This window comes from Eisenbergiella porci (genome assembly GCF_009696275.1).
Lineage (GTDB): Bacteria > Bacillota > Clostridia > Lachnospirales > Lachnospiraceae > Eisenbergiella > Eisenbergiella porci.
On record NZ_VUMI01000079.1, the window covers coordinates 1 to 16876 of the forward strand.

Sequence of the window (16876 nt, forward strand, 5' to 3'; positions counted from 1 at the left end):
GGCTACGAATGCCTAAAGGGTGTGGATAAAAACATGAAAAGGGCGTAGCGATGTGGAAAATAAATATTTAAGTATAAAAGTATCGAGAGGATTATTTACAACCTGCCAGCGCCTTTCGGCGCTGCATACCTACGTAAGAACTTGACAAACTCCTTTTCCCTGTGCTAACTTCTTTAATGGAAGACAAAAGAGAAAAGGAGTTTTTTGACATGAAAAAAGGAATCAGATTCGCAGCCCTTTCACTTGCTGCTTCTCTTATTTTTACGCTGCCGCAGAATACGCTGTCTGTGGACGCAGCCGTAAATCCCCCGCTGAAAACAGTAGAGTCCTCCAATGTTCCCACAAAATATACGGGGCTTAAGCTCTCTATTTTGGGAGACAGCCTGTCTACCTTCAACGATTATATTCCAAGGGATTATAACATCTTCTATCCGGGCAACAGCGGTATACCCATGGTAGAAGGGACCTGGTGGTATCAGGTTCTGAATGCTACCGGGATGCGCTTATGTACGAACGCATCCTCAGCCAATACCAATGTAACCGGCAGTTCCGTAGCCACGGACGGTTCTGCTCCCGGCTGCAGTTTCCGCAGAATTATGGATCTGCGTGATATCGACGGTTCTGCTCCTGATGTGATAATTATTTATATGGGAGTAAATGATTTTGCCCGTGATATCCCCCTTGGCACCTTCCAGTCCCCTTCCATTCAGGCAGAAGGCATACCTGCCACCTTCAGCAGCGCCTATGAGCTGATGCTCCAGAAAATTAAAGCGCTGTATCCGAACGCTGCAGTTTACTGCTGTACACTGTTTGCCCGTGACCCGGGGCTCAGGGATAAGAACAACACGCCCGTTAACAGGAATGGGAATACGCTGATGGACTTCAATAAACAGATCAAAGCCATCGCTTCCGCATACGGCGCTTCTGTTATTGATGTATATAACTGTGGCATTACCTATGAGAACCTGTCCGTTTTTACCAGTGACGGCGTTCATCCCAATCTTCCCGGCGCACAGCTTTTTGCCAACTGTGTTACGGCTGCCCTGCTGAATTCCTGACAAAAGGATTCATCTGGAAATAAGGCACTTAAATACATATCAGAAAAAAACTCCTGCCGCTGTTTCGTGGAAGAAAGCGTGCAGGAGTTTTTATAGCTTTTTTTTATTTTTTTAATCCGTGTTTTTATCCATGTTTCTTAATCTGTTCTTTTTTCTCCGCCTTGTATTTACTACTTCATTGCTGCTCTTCTATTCATTCCTGATAGCCGCCAGGGGGCTCAGCCGCATAGCCCGAAGAGACGGGAAGAAGCCTGCCACCATGCCAACCAGAATCGCGAATACAAGGGATAGCAGTGCCAGCCATGGAGGGATATAGGACAGCGTCATCATATTCCCCATAGATGCTACAATCTTGTTAATCACAATGGATACCCCAAAACTGAACACCAGCCCCACAAGTCCTCCAATCAGGCCGATAAATCCGGCTTCCATCAAAAACATCATCTGGATATTCCGCAGATCACAGCCCAGCACCTTCATAATGCCGATTTCCTTGGTACGTTCATAAATGGACATCATCATGGTGTTGGTAATACCGATAGCCGCTACCAAAAGGGATACCGCGCCGATGCCGCCCAGCACAAGCTGCACATAGCCATACTGCGTCTGCATTGCCTGTACCCATTCCGCGTTGCTGGATGCCTGATATCCCATTGCGTTGATGGCGTTCTGGACCTCAGATACATTTTCCATATCATCCACATCCACGTAAATCTGACTGTAATAAATCTCTTTATAAGGCTTTCCTGACTTCGTTGTTGGCTGGCCGGGAATAGCCTTATTCTTGAAAATGCGCTTCAGTTCTGTTTTCAGGGCGTCTATGTCACAGTAAACCTCATAGCTGTATCTGCTCCATTCCTCCGGCCCGCCTTTCACCATACCACAGGTGCTAATCAGATACTTTTTCGGAGGCGGCGTCTTGACACTTGCCGAGCTTCCCTGAGTGCTGCTGTATTTGCTGTTGTAATAGGCATTGGTGTCAAAAATAACGAATATCGGATCCTTCATTAAATCTACCGGCGGCAACTCTCCCTTTTCATAATAGGGATAGCTTCCTGTCCGGGAGTTGGAAAAACTCTGCAGAACCATATTTCCATAAAAAAATTCAAGCTTTTCCGCATCCTTCTGAGGAAAGTTTCCTTCTCCCAGCGGGATTTTCATTGCTTCAAAGGCTTCTGCCGTCATTCCCTGCACCCTGAAATTTCCTTCGTAAATCCCGCTCTTGGCTATCACATCCACATTCAGGACCGGCGATACCAGATTCACATGGGGAAGCGCCTTGAGGGTCTCCACCAGCTCATCATCCAGCCGCTTCTCTTCCTTTTCCTTCTCCGAAGAGGAGGTGCTTTCGGCAACCGCCATCCCGGAGGAATAAAATCCATTGCCGCCAGCCATATTCACCGTCACCGCTGTAAGGCTGCCATAGGACTCCATTTCCTCCATAGAAGACTTATTCAGGCCAAGTCCCAGTGAAACCATTACTACAATAGAGGCCACGCCGATGGTTACTCCCAGGACGGTCAGCAGGGTACGCACCTTTCTCTTCCACAGGCTGCTGCTGCTAAGCCGCAGCAAATCCAAAAATTTCATATCTGTACCTGCTTTCAGTTAGTCTTCATCTTTTGTGTCCAGTAACTCCTCTTCCAGTTTCAGGGCAGCCGCTTTTTTCTTTTTCTTTCTTATGACAGTGATTACGACAATCAGTACGATTACAGCTGCCGCAGCTGCAATTCCAATGATAACCGGCAGGCTGACTCCCTTCTGCCCATTCTCCTCAGGCATTTCCGGCATCATGGGTTCATCAAAGGTTTCTTCATATACATCAATGGTAAATTCCCGTACGAAACTGACTTCCTGCCCGGATTCATTTTCAAAGGAAACCCTTGCAATAATTGTTCCGTCATCCGCCGTAGGCGCCACCGCAGTCAGCATGGAGTCCACGTTTCCTGTTTCGCCCGGCTTCAGAGTACCTAAGAAGGTGTCCCCGCCTTCTATGGAATCCCCTTCGTATTTTACCTGAAGGTTATAAAAGGTTGTCTTGCCCGTGTTATAAATGCTGAACATAACATTGGACTGGTTGCCCACGGAAATGCTGGCCGGCATGGCTTCAATCGTGCTCGTGTCGTATTTTGCCTCCTGCAGCACAGGTACGGAAACCTTTGCTTCATCCGTAAGGTCAATATCCTTGCCCGCATCATATTTCATCTTAACCGTAATAACGTAGGGCTTCTGTGTAAGATCCGTCTTTGCCGTCATCTCAATATTAATATCAAATTCATTGCCGGGGCCGATGGAATCCGTATATACGGAACTGGAACCGGAGGTGGGAAGAAATACGGCATAGGTGGTATTGGCCTCTGTGCCGCTCTCCACCGCCTGCATGTCAAAAAGCACATTATTGACAGCTTTATCCTTAGAGGTATTCTTTACGTGGATTGTCACCAGGAAGGTGTCACCCGCGTAAACTTCCTTGGGGTTCGTTTCAAAGCCGGTCACAATGATCCGGGGCTTGGATTCCACAGCGCCGTCATCGCCGCCGATATGGCCTGCTCCGGGCTTTCCCTGGGTATATACATAAACATTAAGCTCCACAGGCTCTTCGCATCTGACTCCGGCCTTGGTATACCATACCTGGAATTTCAGAGGATAATAGCCTGTCATCACATCTTCCCGTACTGTAAACTGAAAGGTCAGTTCCCTTCTTGCAAACATACCTGCTTCATAATTTCCCCCGAAAGGATTCCCGGGTATTTCGGCAAAGGACTGTCCGTAGCCGGTGGTATCAGGCTCAAACGGCCATTCCTTGACATCGTTGGAAACCACAGGGCTGACCACCAGATCCGTCAGCTCCTCGCTGCCCAGGTTAATAATGGGAAGGACAATGGAAACCTGCTGCCCGTAGCTTACGGAAGGAGTCTCCCAGTTATTCCCCACCTGCAAAAACTCCGTCGTGGGCTTGGTCACGGACACATCCGGCACAACGGCGTCCAGTTTGGCCTTCATCTCGCCGACGTAAGCCCACAGCTCACTGACGCTCATTTCCGTATTGGCAATGTAATATACGGCGCTGTAAAAGGTGTCGTTCAGCTTTTTCAGCGTGTATTCATCAGGATTCGTCCTTTTCAGTATGCTGTCCATATGCGCCTTCAGCTGCGCATCCGCATCCGCCCGGTCGTCATCGGTAATTACATTCGGCGAGGAACGGTCAATGGTATTGCCGCTTGTGGAAGCGGCATACACTTCTTCCAAACCGTTAGAAGCAGGAATAAGCATTGAAAATACCATAATGGCGCATGTTAAACTGATGATACTGATGATTTTTTTTCTTCTGTTCATTTTCTTCCCCTCTTGTGTTTCTTAAGCTTTCTGTGCGGCAGGTTCCTCCGCTTTATTCCAGTTGTCCTCTATCTTAACGATCTTCCCGTCAATAATATGAAAAATCCTGTCGGCAAAGCCGGCCAGATAGTTATCATGAGTTACCATAACCAGCGTCTGCTTCTGTTCCCTGACAACCTTCTGCATCAGCTCCATCACCTCTCTTGAGGTATTGGAATCAAGGTTTCCGGTAGGCTCGTCCGCAAAAATAATCTCCGGATTCACCACCAGCGCCCTTGCCACGCCCACGCGCTGCTGCTGGCCGCCGGACATCTGTGTGGGCTTATGCTTCTTATGCTCTTTCAGCCCTACCATATCCAGAACCCTGGAGGCCCTTTTCATACGGATATCCTTGTCCACGCCCTGAAAGGTCAGGGGAAGCGCCACATTTTCCACCGCATTCATGGTTCCCATCAGATTAAAGGACTGGAAAATGAAACCGATATGCTCCCTGCGGAACTTTACCAGCTGGTTTTCCGTCTTATTTTCCATGTGCTCCCCGGCAATGATAATCTCACCCTTCGTCGGCTTCTCCAGACCGGCAAGCATGTTCAAAAGCGTTGACTTACCGGAGCCTGAGGTACCCACGATGGAGCAGAACTCTCCTTTGTAAATCTCCAGATTCACTCCGTCCAGGGCGCGCACATGGCTGTCTCCCACACGGTAAACCTTATATAAATTCTTAACCTGTATAACAGGCCTGGCCTGAGTTCCCATGCGTTCCTCTCTTCTGCCGCCCTCCGGCAGCGCTTTTTCATCTGTCTACGACATTATAGCATACTACAATAGCTTTTCCTATTTAAGATTTTTTTAATATTCATAGATTTTTTTGTATTTTTTCACCTGAAACAGTGCCAGGACCAGCGTCGCGCATTCCGCGGCCGGAACCGCCAGCCACAGTCCGTTCATCTGCCAGATCCAGGAAAACAGCAGAATTCCCGCTACCGTAAATCCAAAGGTCCTGATCATGGAAATCATGGCAGAAACCTTTCCATTTGACAGTGCCGTAAACAGCGAAGAAATAAAAATATTCATTAGCTCCGTTCTTGGTTTCCAGAAATAAAAAAGTGCGAAAACAGGAACTATGGAATATCCAACCGCAGTCGTCCATGCCGCGCCCGCAATCCCCCAGCCGAAAACCGCGATAAAGACATAATCCAGTACCATGTTGGCCAGGCCGGAAAGAATCGTCAGCCCCAGCCCCAGATTGGGTTTTCCCGCCGTTACAAACAAAACGTCCTTCTCCGATTCCAAGCTGCCTTGCAATTACGGCGCTGCCGCCGGTTCCCAGCATAATCCCGATACCCACCGCCAGGCCGATGAGCGGATAAACGATATTAATGGCGGACAGGGCATCCGCCCCCACATATCTGGAAACGAAAAAACCGTCCGTACTGGCTATCACGGATATGGAATTAATCAACCAGCTGCTGCTTGTCTTCCATAAGGACAAATATCTCTCCGAACCGCTCACAACGCTGATGCAGTGCATAACACAAAAACAGGCAGAAAAAAAGCACCCTGTTACGGATGCTTAGTTTGGCTTACGCTTTGTATTCGGCCCCATCCCCTCCCTGCGGGAATTGTGGGTCTGATTCTGGTTCTCCGGCTTTACCTTTTCCGTAATGCTGTTGAACATTTCATTTGATTTCTTCTGCGCAAGCTTTTCTTTTTTTTCTTTATCCATTACTGCCTTCCTTTCCTGCACCTGCTGCCTGGCTGCCTTAACAGGATTCCGATATAAATTACCGCGCCTTCCATATCAGTATACGGAAAAAGAGACGGATTATACAAGGAAAACAAATGAATACAGGCAACAATACCCTGCCCCTACCATATTATAATTTAAAGTTTTTTCAAGAGTGGTAATATGACAACAGAAAAATTTACGCTTATTTTTTTCGGAATTGATTCCTAATATTATACGAATGAATTTGTTGCCCATTTATGGGAAGAAAGCGCAGATAAGGAATATAAACGCTGCGGCATCTATGTGACGGCTCGGACTGAAATAAACAGCCTTGTATGCGGCAAAATAAGGGGCTGTGAAATGGGAGAAACCGCCCATATCATCACCAGCGTACGAAACCCCGTAGAAGTCAGTGATAATATCGCTTTCTGGGAATCCTATAAAAACATTTCTCAGGAGGTCCGGAGCAAACTTGGGAATCCCAGCATGACAATATCCTGCGAAAGAATCGAATATTTTTTCTTCACCCAAATCTGATACCCCGGAAAGCATCCTGCTTTATCCGTTCGGAACAAGAAGCATCCCTCTCCTTACATCCTCTTCTGTGCCAGTATACAGTACCATTCAAAATCATCTATGGGCAGGCTGCATTGTAAGGGGAAGTTTGCCATTTGCCTGATCTCATAGCCCATCTCCACAAGCGTATTGGACAATACTTCTCTTTTAATCGGAAAATAGGTCTATCTGCTTTTTCTTTTCAAAAGAATACACTATATTGAAGGTTATTCTCCCGTCTTCGATATAATCCCAAACCTGAAAAGAATCTATCCGCACGTCTTTTTCATAATATGGCGGATAAAAATAAAAACGCTGATGTTCCCTGATTATTTTATCCCAGTTTCGTGTATCAATATAAATATAGCCTCCTGAACTGACAAGAAGATCCATTTTATACAGGGTATCAATCACTTCTTCATTCGGAACATAGGGCAGCGAATTGCCGGTACTCATTACACAATCATATTTTTTATTTGTATTTTCGTTAATCCGGCGAAAATCAGATGAAAACAGTTTCCAGTTCCGATACTGCAATCTAAAACCGTATCTATCTTAGCATTGCCTAAAAGACGCTCCCAATGCTCCCTGACCACCTGCCATTTTCTTTCGTCAAATCCCAAATCATATATTTCAGCTTTATCATAAATTGAAGGCATATTTTTTCTCCCAATTTACACGCATTTGCTTTTTTTATCTCTTAATAAACGTTATAGCATGATAACTATTTTATTATATCTCTGCCATTATTTGCTATGTATCTTCATTAGTTACCCGTCTGTTGTCTTTCCCATCCCGGTAATGCGCCTTTTAAAGCTGCGAACAAAAAATCCCAGTGCAACGGCCAGCACAATATGGGAAATCCCGGCAATACCTGAAATGGAGGCATCCGCCCCCCTTGCAGGCACTATGCCCAAAACCTGTATAATCCCACGGATTATAAGCATTATTTCTAAGGAAAGAACCGAAGGTGGGCTGAATAAGAGGGCAGCTTTTGATGCCCTCTTATTCAACATACTTTTGGTTTTTCCTTAGAAATTATGCGAAGAGGTTAAAACCCGGCTAAGACTCCGATAGCCATCGCGTAGCGATTTTGTTCAAATCTCTATAAAGAGTTCTTTCGAATTATCAGATTCCACCTCACGATGGACACCCTTGGCTTCGGCTGTATCCTTCCCACTGCCGGGCGGATTTGGGACTTTCACCCGTTAGAACGTGTGCCCACCGGGCACACAAAAAAAGCCGGAACCATTGGTTTTACATGGTTCCGGCTTTTTATACACTGCCGGCGGCGGGACTTGAACCCCATTAATATAGAAGAAACAAATCCCGTATTTATCATATTTACCGCATTTACGGGCTTTTCAGAGGTTTTATTTTTTCTTTAGTAACATCATTTTTATATGTTTTGTACCCTATTTTCTGTAAAGTGCAACACGAAATGCAACACGGTATAAAATAAACTATAATAATAAATTTAAAATTTCCGATAATAAAAAGGAAGCGCTGCAACGCCTCCTTACAATTTATCACTTATTTTGTGGATGTAAATATGAGAATAATATCTCTATGTACTGCTTTACCCCCTGGTTTTTCATAGGAAGAAATTTTATAGCCTGAGCCTTAAATTTAACAAAATCTACTTCACTCATGCCTGTACTATATTCTTTAAGTTCATCAACAATTGGTACTACCTGTTCCTTAAATTCATCTATGCTCATAAATTCTCCTTACTACAATTTAACATTGCTTTATATGAAGGAACCCCTTATTATGTAAGTAAAGATTCCCCTTTTCGGGTTTCTGGAGAGTAAACACACAGCCGGTCAAAGCAATCGTGTTTACTCTCTTTTTTCTGTTAAATTATCGCTTGCAAGCTTCTTTATGCATCCACCATATCACATTAAATTTACCTCTGCAACCCCCTCAAAATGCCGGTTTTAGGCCACTTTATCCGTTAAATTACTATTTAATCGGTAGGCACATTTAAAGGAAAATACAATAAAATACGATAAGATACTATATATGATTGTAAGATAAAATATCTCTACAGTGTTAAATTGCGATTTAACTGAGTAAATTTTAATTGTGAACTTTTTGTGAACTTTTTAATCAGCATCTGCGTACAATATATCAGGCCACATCTGAATCGGTAATGCCATATTTTATAGCCATGTCTTTCACGACCGCCAGGTATCCCTCAATCAGCTTCTTATCATCAGCAATTACGTCCACCTGATTAAGCTTGTCCCTCTTGGATTTGCAGATACCTTCATCTGCCATCCTCCGGCGTTTATTGGTAAGGCGCGTATTCAGGGAGACTCCCATTCTCTGCTCCAGAAGCTTATAGCTTTCCTCCCGGATGTTTTTGATATGCTCAGTCCCGCCGATATGTAATGCGATTTTATATATCAGTTTGGCGGTATCCTTTCTCCAGTCATTGGGGTTCAGGGCAACGACTTCTTTGATAGAGTCAATCTTATTGTCCAGCTGCTCCATCTTCTGTTCCTGCTCTTTCTGTTTCAGTTCCTGCCGGGCAACTACCTCATAGAGTTTTCCGAACATCTGAAGTTCCGGAGACAGTTGGTCGGTATTAACAGAAGGCTGAGGGTTAAAATAGGCATCTTCCATATAATCAAACTGTTCCCAGGCTTTATCTGTACCAAGCATCTTACAATGACGGCTGGCACCACGGCGCGTCCACAAATAGAGTTGCGGAGTGCGCTTATCAACTAGGTCGAAATTTTCTACCAAGTTCTTGAAGTCTTTTAATTCCTCACCTTTCAATAGATAAAAGTGCTTTTTCTCCTGAAAGTACTTTTCATTATTATTGAAGTTCTGTTTAATCTGTTCTTTTGATGCTTCATATACATCTGCCAGTTGAGCCGTTGTTATAACCCGCTCCCCATTCCACTCAATAACCGCCACATCCTGATTATTAATTTTTACTGTTTCATTCTTCATAAATAAAATTCTCCTTGCAATTTTAAGGGGAACCTCCTATTATATAGAAAGAGATTCCGTTATCGGGTTTCGGTTTGAGTAAACGCATTGCCGGCCAAAGCTACTGCGTTTGCTCTTTTTTTGTTTTTAAATCTTTTTCGATCAGTTCTGTAAGATATCGCCTAATTGATTTCTCATTCATTACAGCTTCTAACCGCAATTTTTTATGAAGGTCATCACTGATCTGAAAACTAATTATTTTCATGCTTTCTACCTCCTTCTATTTACTTGTTATGAGAATTTATTTTTAAAAATATCTCGTAACATTGGATTTATTATATTCTACCACTTATAGAATGTCAACACTTTTATGTTTACATATTTATAGAAATGCTATATACTCATATTAATAAGGAGGAATACATTATGTTTTCAGAAAGACTTAAAAAACTTCGAGATGAAAAAGGTCTTACACAAAGTCAGCTTGCACATGAGTTATGTATATCAAATAAAACCATATCTGTTTATGAGAAAGGGACAAGTCTTCCAACAATTGATACCTTGGAACGAATAGCTTCGTATTTTGATGTTACGGTTGACTATTTAATAGGGTATAGTGATGAACGCAATCCTGAAATAAGCAATATCGCAAGTAAACTATATCTATCTCAAGAAGCAATATTAATATTAAAACAGATGGCTGAACAAATTAATTTATCTACAGATGAACCGTTAACCTCTACACTAAGTAAAGTAATAGTTAATCCCCATTTTAATAATTTTTTATCAGGACTTTCAACTTTTGCTAGTTACACAGAGCAAGACTGGGATAATATGCGTAAATCCCTTGATAAAAATTTATCGGATGATTTAGGATCTGCATATAAAAATAATATTACTCAATCAATGATAAAAAGTATGGTTAGAAGCCAGATAGGAAACGAAATTGATTCCATTATTGATTCTTTCATTGAGCCACCCACCACTGAGTGAGTGGCTTTTCTTTTCCACTATACTTACATTCTTATGCCACATCCGCATCGTGCCATATCACATGATAGCATTTTTTCTGTCCATCACACTGGGTATATTCTATATTGCGCGGATAGCCGTTATCGCAATACCACTGGCGAACCATGCCGATTACAGCCTCATCATATTTCCTGACTGCGCCCTGCCAGTTCCCCTTGCTCTCCCATGTCTCAGCGTACATTGATTCAGGAAGGTTCAGGCGGCGGATTATCTCATTAACCGCTTTATCTGCAGGTTTCCCGGAACTTTGATAATACAGACCAACATGACGGGCAATATGTACGGTATCCACGTAATGCTTGTCCGATGGTATTTTTATAGGAAGGGATACCCCGGCCTTCTCATACAATGATTTTGCTGTAAGGAGCTGAATCTGCGGTGTGCATCCTACCGCCTCCAGAATAGGGGTTATGGTTTTTACGGCATTATTTACTGAAGAGAGACTCTCAACACGTTCCTGCTTTGCCTTCTTCTCTTTCTTTGGAAGGAATGCTTCAGCAAGGACGTCCTTCGCCTTCAGCTGATAATCTACGAGCTTGTCCACTAAATCAGGGGTAATCTGCTTCATTGCCGGAGTAATTGTAATCTTGGCAAGCCACAAAGGAACGAAATCGTGGCGGATACATAAAATATCCTGTTTACCGCCCTTTGTAGGGAGTATCAAATTTGATATACCTTTAGATATCACAATATCATTACCCATATTTAGTAATTGTCGATTTCTCTGTCCTTCGCTTAAACCTAATCCATCACACATCCATCTCTTTATCTTGCAAAGACGTTAAACGTGCTTGCCACATAAACACGTGCGATGCGGCTTTTACGGTAGACTTCTTTTAATATATAGCTTTCGCCCACACATGATCGAAATATTTTCGTTGCCAGAAATGGTAACGGGAAATTCCCAAGAAGCTGGGAAAAGTGCCGTGAGTATTTCGCACACTTATATGTGAAGATATTCTCCACAAATGTTGAATATTTCACTCGTACCACATGACGAATAATCAGTTTCCCGATTCTAAATCGGGAAAAGACGGCACCGGAAATTTCCGGCAGGGGTACACCAAATTTAATGCACCATGCTGAAGGGGTACGAAAATTTTTGTACCCCTTTATTTAAGGGGCAAATTTAACCCTCCTTTGAGTAGTTACCAGAATATTATTCAGTGTAACCATAGTTTTCCCCAACTTATTGGAGAAGATAATATATCCCGGTTCTTCACACCGGAAGAATTTTAAATCACATAATAACTGGCTGAAAGTTCAGCTGTCAGATTTTTTGTCGTTCATTATTCCTAAAATCAACCTGACGTAAATAAATAGGTTTTTCACATTTTTATGAAAAACCATCATATAATGTGATTCATCACACTGGAAGAATCGTAATCACATTATATTAATATCCTACCAAAATAAGCAGTTATATCGTAGATGGACAAAACAATGGCAAAAATATATAATACTTGACGTTTTAGTAGAAAAAATATAATCTGCTTGACCTGTTTTTAGTCAAGTGATTCTGGAGGACCGGCGAAAATATTTAGAGGTTAATTTAGCCCATCTTAAATTATGACATACCAAATGCCTACCACTGGTATGTCATGTGTCATACCAGATGGACACCGAGATTAGATTAGATCAGAATAGTATAGATAAGATAAATACTATGTGCACGGCTGATGCCGATGCACGGTTCGCATACAAGGGAAACGAAATTTTCGAAGAACTTCTGACTGGGTTGAATTTTTAATTGTGTGAAGGTGCACAAATTTGTACGGTTTTTATTCCAGGCCAGTAACCTACAATCCGGTGGTAACTGCTCAATGTTTTTGGTTTGCCTGACATACTGCTGTAGTGTTTTGTGAGCCTCATGCGACGCATTTAAAGAAACCTACGGAAATTTAAAGGCTGTAGATATTTAAAAGTCATAAAAGCTTTTAAATAAAACAACCGCCCCAGGTGTTGGTGATACCCGGAACGGCTACTCACTAATATTACATAGTAAGACGATTTCTTATGCATGTACCGTGCCTTTTATAACCTTTTCGAAAGTCTCATTATACCAAAATAATTGTACTAAACAGGATGTCAATTTTGTTCCTTATCCATACAACTATTAATCAGAAAATATATAAATAGCATATCTAAGTCTATTCCTCAAGAATGATACCTGCACAAAAACCACCATCTACAGCATTGCAATCAAATCTAATAATCAAATCTCTTATTCCAGTTAGATCTATATCATAAGAAATTTCTTCTGTGGTTGTAGATTCTAACGTAAATGTAGGGACAATTTCTTCCTCTCCAGAAAAAATAGTGATTTCTGCGGAACTTCCATTACCCACCATATCTTTTGCAACAACAAAACTAAAAGTCCATGTAACATTAGCTTTTTCTCCAAATGGAATATGGACATCTGCTATAATATGACTTGCTCCTCCTCCCATTGCATAAATCATATTATATACAGACAACTTCATTGCAGTAGGATATGTATTTCCTACAATGTCTCTGTCTTTTTCTTCGTCCCAAGAACTTAAGAATGCTTTAGTAACAGAATCCTGCTTTGGAGAAGATGTAACGAAAATGGATCCTATTTCAACTGAATTATCAGTTTCTTGTAAATTAGTTTCGCTTTTATCTTTGTTTTCTTCTGTACTTTCAGATGACTCTTGCTTCACTTCTTCAGTGGTTACTTGTTCAGTTTCTAAATTGCTTTCAGATTCTTCATTATCCTGTATCGTTTGCTGCTCATCCGGAACACTACTTGGTTGAATCAAAGCTTTATTACCCAGTAATGACACTCCTAGAATTGCAAAAGTTCCAGATAAAATTGCAATCCACGTACTTAGTTTTTCATACCAAGATTTATCTTTCATATACTTTCCCCCTTTATTTTTTATAACAATATAATACTACATTTTCAAAAAAAATGGTATATAAATTATATATTTACGGTGAAATAGTGTGAAAGAAAGCAAATTAAGCCAAAATCGTGATATGGATACAAAAAGCTCGCATTATACAGCTTTTACATTAAAAAAGTCCCTATATTATCTTAATAAGTTTACCTATCCGCAGCAGATTAAGCATGTGCGTGTTCTGATCCGCCGTACCGGTATATCCCACTATACCATTGGCCGCTGCAATCTGCGCCCTGTGTTGATATGAACCGTCTTCACCGATACTCTCCAGAGCTTTTGCTATTGAGTTTCCGTGCCATATGGCGTGCAGATAATACTCAGGCTCCCTGGCTGCTGCTTTGGACGCATAATCAGGAACTCCATAGCCCCTGATAAATTTCCCGTTGACTGGTATGGTTCGGAATTCTACAGCATTATCTTTGTTTCCTTCTATGGCCTTTATCACTCCATCCTGTACAGATACCACGATACCCACATGGTCAGGCCATCCAGTGTTATCCCCGGCCTCGGAATCGTCCCAGTCATAATATATAATGTCTCCAACATCGGGAACATAAGCATCATTTTCTATCCATCTGCCAGCTTTGGCAAAGAGGGAAACCATTTGTCCGCAACTACACTCGGTCGGAATAATATCAGTATAACCGGCAGTAATGGCCGCGGCCGAAACTGTTGCCGCACACCATGAGTCCGTATACTTAAGTTTATAGCCGCGGGCAAGAGGTGTGTGACTATTATAGATATCTATTATTGCCTTATGGCTTCCATCAGCCTCATTATAGCCAAGCCACTGCATAGCACAATCCACCAAGTGTTGCCGTACCTGCGTTTCTTCTGGGAGTCTCTCGGTGTTGGAATCATACCGAATGTCAAAATCCACATTCCCGTTGATACCGGCTATCCGCCCGGAGCTTGTGTATTGCCAGCCTGCAATGTTCCTCCCAATATCGGGTTTTGCGGAAGCATCCGGCGTATCTCCAAACTGCATAACATTATATCCGTTATAATATCGCGCTATCCACATAGGGCAGTCCGCAAACTGAGCAAAATCAAACCAACGCTCCCTATATACATATAGGCCGGTATAGATGCCAAACTCAAAGCCTGCGCCAACAATGTAATTGCACGCAGTCTGGATTAAACCAGTCAACACAGCACTTCCTAATCCTTGCAGGGTCGCCCGGTCTTCCACATCCCACCATATACGACACTTGGTGCCATAGGCTAATAATAAGGCCACCACCTGCTTTGCCTCCTCCAACGCCTGTGTTGGCGTTGTGCCATAGGTATACTTATACACATCAAACGGGATACCCTGCGCCTGACAGCCGGCCACGTTGGCGGCAAATTGGTAGTCTGGTTTTCCAGACCGTCGCACGCTTCTGATAATAGCAAAATCGCAGCCGGCCTTCTTTACCTTCCCCCAATCAATAACACCCTGGTTGTCCGATACGTCAATTCCTTTCAGCATAATATTCCTCCATCAAAAAAGGAAGGGGATTATTCCCCCTCTGTCTGTTCCGCTTTCTGCGTAAGAATCTCTATTGCCTTTTTGATAGCAGAAGGAAGAGGTATTCCCATCAGACCAGCATTTTCCACTATAGATATCAGTTCATTGGCTATAAATCCAATAATGACAGCGTTGCGGATATAATTTACCCCTATTGCCAGATCCAACCGATGCGCGACCAATACAAACAGCAGCGTCATCCCTTTTCTGCACAGGCCCTTCCACCCGGCGCGACTCTCTAAAGCCCCGTTTGCACTTTTGGGACTCTCTTTAAACACCCCCGCCACAATAAGCCCTGCTATGTAATCAATAGACATAAAAATAACCAGTGTAATCAAAGCGCTGTCCCATCCTCCAAGTAAGTATGCAATTCCACTGCCAACAACTCCCACAACTGTACAGATTATTTCCTTGATTCCCTTCATGATTTTCCTCCTATGAGTGTATAATGTGGTCTTTCCCTCTCCTGCAGATTGGGAAAGAATTTATGGAAACATCTATAAAAAAGATACCGGATCCAGTCATCCAGAATTATCCCGGCAGCCGAAATCGGTATCCATAATAAAAAGTAGTACAAGCATATCTGGCCCAGCAAATTAAAAGGCAGGCCAGAGTAGTCCCAAACCTGCCATCCAAGCCATAAATTAATGATACATCCCACAATAAATTCCAGTGTCGTTATTATACAGGCACTTATGACGGCCTGCCACAACAGCGGCATATTCCAAGGGAGGATATGCTCATTGAGCAAGCCCATGATTATGAAACATCCCCCGCCCAGGTAGAACATGGTCCAGTGTGTCCAGCCCCTCCAGATTATTTCTATCCAGGTGTACAACCTTCCTCCTATTAAAAAAAGTAACACTTCCATATTATTCCCCCGTTTGCGCCGCAATCATAACTTTAAGCGGCTCAGACTGATATTCCTCCGGCAACTCCACGCCATAGGTCACGGCGGATACTTCCTCTTTTGTGGACAGGCTGCGGATGTAGATGCGCAGGTCCCGGAAGTATGTAATATGCCAGGTCACCCATGCCATAGCCTGTGTAATAATCAGCCCCATATCTGCGTTGCTGTAAAACTTGCAGTGCTCCCCCTCATCGCTTGTATGCCAGGGGATGTTATCCTCTCCGGCCGCCACCTGGCTCTGCAGGCCTACAAGGCTTGTCTGGTCATGTTCGGTCAACGTGAAATGCTCCACTGTCCCATCTGTCAGCGTGACATTAACGCCCGACTGTATCGCGGCCTGCTGTAACGCATTCATTTCCTGTACTTTAGCTTTCCTCACCTCTTCCAGGGTAGGTTCCGGCGCCGGTTCAGGTTCAGGGGCTGGTTCCGGGGAAGTCCACACGCTGCCATCATTGGATAACTGATAGCCGTTGTACTCCGCTGTTACCTCATCATTTCGGTAGATGGTTGTGTATCCCAGGTAATCATCCCCACCTATATCCAGTTCCCCCTCCGGGTCCAGATACAAGTAGAAGCCGCTCTTATCCACAATTACACTCCCGAGGAATTCCAGGGTAACAACATTCCCGGAAGGGATTACTTTACATGATATTAGGTTTTGAGAATCCAAAAATTTAAGGTACGCCATAGATGCATACCTCCTTTCTTTTTACGATATTAAGTTTATGGTAACAATGATTTACTTCCATTAAATCAGAAATGGTTTTATCTAATTCCATGCCAAGCAGTCTGTAACAGGAATCCCAGAAGTTCCCAAATCTTATCTTTTATTTTTCCCATACAGATTTCTGCGCCCAGTTCTTCCGAATAATTTTT

The 16876-nt window shown here is 43.1% G+C and carries 22 protein-coding genes; 3 read left to right on the plus strand and 19 right to left on the minus strand.

Going from position 1 to position 16876, the window contains the following annotated elements:
- The first annotated feature begins 209 nt into the window (after positions 1-209).
- Positions 210-1058, plus strand: a complete 849-nt coding sequence (locus FYJ45_RS27190) for an SGNH/GDSL hydrolase family protein (RefSeq protein WP_035323430.1) — start codon at positions 210-212, stop codon at positions 1056-1058.
- 189 nt (positions 1059-1247) lie between these two features.
- Here the strand turns inward: FYJ45_RS27190 and FYJ45_RS27195 are convergent, their stop codons facing one another.
- The 4 genes from FYJ45_RS27195 to FYJ45_RS27210 form a co-directional block, all read right to left on the minus strand.
- Positions 1248-2648 carry an ABC transporter permease gene (locus tag FYJ45_RS27195; RefSeq protein ID WP_154468140.1) on the minus strand — a complete coding sequence of 467 codons (1401 nt, stop codon included), beginning with the start codon at positions 2646-2648 and terminating at the stop codon, positions 1248-1250.
- 18 nt (positions 2649-2666) lie between these two features.
- Entirely contained in the window at positions 2667-4394 is a 1728-nt protein-coding gene (locus FYJ45_RS27200; RefSeq protein ID WP_154468141.1) for a COG1361 S-layer family protein, read from the minus strand.
- A gap of 21 nt (positions 4395-4415) precedes the next feature.
- Positions 4416-5150: an ABC transporter ATP-binding protein gene (locus FYJ45_RS27205; protein ID WP_154468142.1), complete on the minus strand. Its 735-nt coding sequence runs from the start codon at positions 5148-5150 to the stop codon at positions 4416-4418.
- Positions 5151-5243: 93 nt separating this feature from the next.
- Positions 5244-5666, minus strand: a complete 423-nt coding sequence (locus tag FYJ45_RS27210) for an MATE family efflux transporter (RefSeq protein WP_235931039.1) — start codon at positions 5664-5666, stop codon at positions 5244-5246.
- Between the two features lie 107 nt (positions 5667-5773).
- Between FYJ45_RS27210 and FYJ45_RS29950 the strand changes: the two genes are divergently transcribed.
- The gene (locus FYJ45_RS29950) at positions 5774-5971 is read left to right on the plus strand and encodes a hypothetical protein (RefSeq protein WP_195842011.1); all 198 of its coding nucleotides are present in this window, start codon (positions 5774-5776) and stop codon (positions 5969-5971) included.
- Here the strand turns inward: FYJ45_RS29950 and FYJ45_RS29955 are convergent.
- From FYJ45_RS29955 to FYJ45_RS27245, 8 genes are all read right to left on the minus strand, one after another.
- Complete coding sequence (locus tag FYJ45_RS29955) at positions 5968-6120, minus strand: hypothetical protein (RefSeq protein WP_181970139.1); 153 nt, start codon at positions 6118-6120, stop codon at positions 5968-5970. The genes FYJ45_RS29950 and FYJ45_RS29955 overlap by 4 nt on opposite strands.
- A 258-nt stretch (positions 6121-6378) precedes the next feature.
- Positions 6379-6654: a hypothetical protein gene (locus tag FYJ45_RS27215; protein WP_154468143.1), complete on the minus strand. Its 276-nt coding sequence runs from the start codon at positions 6652-6654 to the stop codon at positions 6379-6381.
- 192 nt (positions 6655-6846) lie between these two features.
- Positions 6847-7134 carry a hypothetical protein gene (locus FYJ45_RS27220; protein ID WP_154468144.1) on the minus strand — a complete coding sequence of 96 codons (288 nt, stop codon included), beginning with the start codon at positions 7132-7134 and terminating at the stop codon, positions 6847-6849.
- Positions 7134-7337: a hypothetical protein gene (locus FYJ45_RS27225; protein WP_154468145.1), complete on the minus strand. Its 204-nt coding sequence runs from the start codon at positions 7335-7337 to the stop codon at positions 7134-7136. The genes FYJ45_RS27220 and FYJ45_RS27225 overlap by 1 nt, the downstream gene beginning before the upstream one ends.
- Positions 7338-7448: 111 nt before the next feature.
- A complete protein-coding gene (locus FYJ45_RS32895; protein WP_154468146.1) occupies positions 7449-7694 on the minus strand; it encodes a DUF2871 family protein in 246 nt (81 codons plus the stop codon).
- Positions 7695-8207: 513 nt separating this feature from the next.
- Complete coding sequence (locus tag FYJ45_RS27235; RefSeq protein ID WP_154468147.1) at positions 8208-8399, minus strand: hypothetical protein; 192 nt, start codon at positions 8397-8399, stop codon at positions 8208-8210.
- Between the two features lie 412 nt (positions 8400-8811).
- On the minus strand, positions 8812-9642 hold the full coding sequence (locus FYJ45_RS27240; RefSeq protein ID WP_154468148.1) for an ORF6N domain-containing protein: 831 nt from the start codon (positions 9640-9642) through the stop codon (positions 8812-8814).
- Positions 9643-9742: 100 nt separating this feature from the next.
- Positions 9743-9886 (minus strand): hypothetical protein, encoded by a 144-nt coding sequence (locus tag FYJ45_RS27245; protein WP_154468149.1) that lies wholly within the window; start codon positions 9884-9886, stop codon positions 9743-9745.
- Positions 9887-10047: 161 nt separating this feature from the next.
- Here FYJ45_RS27245 and FYJ45_RS27250 point away from each other — a divergent pair, with 161 nt between their 5' ends.
- Entirely contained in the window at positions 10048-10614 is a 567-nt protein-coding gene (locus tag FYJ45_RS27250) for a helix-turn-helix domain-containing protein (RefSeq protein WP_195842009.1), read from the plus strand.
- Between the two features lie 31 nt (positions 10615-10645).
- On the opposite strand, the gene FYJ45_RS27255 is transcribed toward FYJ45_RS27250, so the two are convergent.
- The 7 genes from FYJ45_RS27255 to FYJ45_RS32900 form a co-directional block, all read right to left on the minus strand.
- Positions 10646-11410: a phage antirepressor N-terminal domain-containing protein gene (locus FYJ45_RS27255; RefSeq protein ID WP_154468151.1), complete on the minus strand. Its 765-nt coding sequence runs from the start codon at positions 11408-11410 to the stop codon at positions 10646-10648.
- A gap of 1393 nt (positions 11411-12803) precedes the next feature.
- Positions 12804-13535 (minus strand): hypothetical protein, encoded by a 732-nt coding sequence (locus FYJ45_RS27260; protein ID WP_154468152.1) that lies wholly within the window; start codon positions 13533-13535, stop codon positions 12804-12806.
- A gap of 169 nt (positions 13536-13704) precedes the next feature.
- Positions 13705-15051: a GH25 family lysozyme gene (locus tag FYJ45_RS31225; protein WP_235931040.1), complete on the minus strand. Its 1347-nt coding sequence runs from the start codon at positions 15049-15051 to the stop codon at positions 13705-13707.
- 29 nt (positions 15052-15080) lie between these two features.
- Positions 15081-15506: a phage holin family protein gene (locus FYJ45_RS27270; RefSeq protein WP_321170324.1), complete on the minus strand. Its 426-nt coding sequence runs from the start codon at positions 15504-15506 to the stop codon at positions 15081-15083.
- 5 nt (positions 15507-15511) lie between these two features.
- Positions 15512-15961 (minus strand): putative ABC transporter permease, encoded by a 450-nt coding sequence (locus tag FYJ45_RS27275; protein WP_154468154.1) that lies wholly within the window; start codon positions 15959-15961, stop codon positions 15512-15514.
- Position 15962: 1 nt separating this feature from the next.
- Positions 15963-16688, minus strand: a complete 726-nt coding sequence (locus tag FYJ45_RS27280; protein WP_195842010.1) for a DUF4376 domain-containing protein — start codon at positions 16686-16688, stop codon at positions 15963-15965.
- A gap of 77 nt (positions 16689-16765) precedes the next feature.
- The coding region (locus FYJ45_RS32900) for a Gp49 family protein (protein ID WP_268890943.1) at positions 16766-16876 on the minus strand (111 nt) is incomplete at its 5' end.

Excerpts from the sequence above, each read along its gene's own strand:
- FYJ45_RS27190 (WP_035323430.1), top strand. The coding sequence starts at position 210 with ATGAAAAAAGGAATCAGATTCGCAGCCCTTTCACTTGCTGCTTCTCTT.
- FYJ45_RS27195 (WP_154468140.1), bottom strand. The coding sequence starts at position 2,648 with ATGAAATTTTTGGATTTGCTGCGGCTTAGCAGCAGCAGCCTGTGGAAG.
- FYJ45_RS27200 (WP_154468141.1), bottom strand. The coding sequence starts at position 4,394 with ATGAACAGAAGAAAAAAAATCATCAGTATCATCAGTTTAACATGCGCC.
- FYJ45_RS27205 (WP_154468142.1), bottom strand. The coding sequence starts at position 5,150 with ATGGGAACTCAGGCCAGGCCTGTTATACAGGTTAAGAATTTATATAAG.
- FYJ45_RS29950 (WP_195842011.1), top strand. The coding sequence starts at position 5,774 with ATGGCGGACAGGGCATCCGCCCCCACATATCTGGAAACGAAAAAACCG.
- FYJ45_RS29955 (WP_181970139.1), bottom strand. The coding sequence starts at position 6,120 with ATGGATAAAGAAAAAAAAGAAAAGCTTGCGCAGAAGAAATCAAATGAA.
- FYJ45_RS27220 (WP_154468144.1), bottom strand. The coding sequence starts at position 7,134 with ATGAGTACCGGCAATTCGCTGCCCTATGTTCCGAATGAAGAAGTGATT.
- FYJ45_RS27225 (WP_154468145.1), bottom strand. The coding sequence starts at position 7,337 with ATGCCTTCAATTTATGATAAAGCTGAAATATATGATTTGGGATTTGAC.
- FYJ45_RS32895 (WP_154468146.1), bottom strand. The coding sequence starts at position 7,694 with ATGTTGAATAAGAGGGCATCAAAAGCTGCCCTCTTATTCAGCCCACCT.
- FYJ45_RS27235 (WP_154468147.1), bottom strand. The coding sequence starts at position 8,399 with ATGAGCATAGATGAATTTAAGGAACAGGTAGTACCAATTGTTGATGAA.
- FYJ45_RS27240 (WP_154468148.1), bottom strand. The coding sequence starts at position 9,642 with ATGAAGAATGAAACAGTAAAAATTAATAATCAGGATGTGGCGGTTATT.
- FYJ45_RS27245 (WP_154468149.1), bottom strand. The coding sequence starts at position 9,886 with ATGAAAATAATTAGTTTTCAGATCAGTGATGACCTTCATAAAAAATTG.
- FYJ45_RS27250 (WP_195842009.1), top strand. The coding sequence starts at position 10,048 with ATGTTTTCAGAAAGACTTAAAAAACTTCGAGATGAAAAAGGTCTTACA.
- FYJ45_RS27255 (WP_154468151.1), bottom strand. The coding sequence starts at position 11,410 with ATGTGTGATGGATTAGGTTTAAGCGAAGGACAGAGAAATCGACAATTA.
- FYJ45_RS27260 (WP_154468152.1), bottom strand. The coding sequence starts at position 13,535 with ATGAAAGATAAATCTTGGTATGAAAAACTAAGTACGTGGATTGCAATT.
- FYJ45_RS31225 (WP_235931040.1), bottom strand. The coding sequence starts at position 15,051 with ATGCTGAAAGGAATTGACGTATCGGACAACCAGGGTGTTATTGATTGG.
- FYJ45_RS27275 (WP_154468154.1), bottom strand. The coding sequence starts at position 15,961 with ATGGAAGTGTTACTTTTTTTAATAGGAGGAAGGTTGTACACCTGGATA.
- FYJ45_RS27280 (WP_195842010.1), bottom strand. The coding sequence starts at position 16,688 with ATGGCGTACCTTAAATTTTTGGATTCTCAAAACCTAATATCATGTAAA.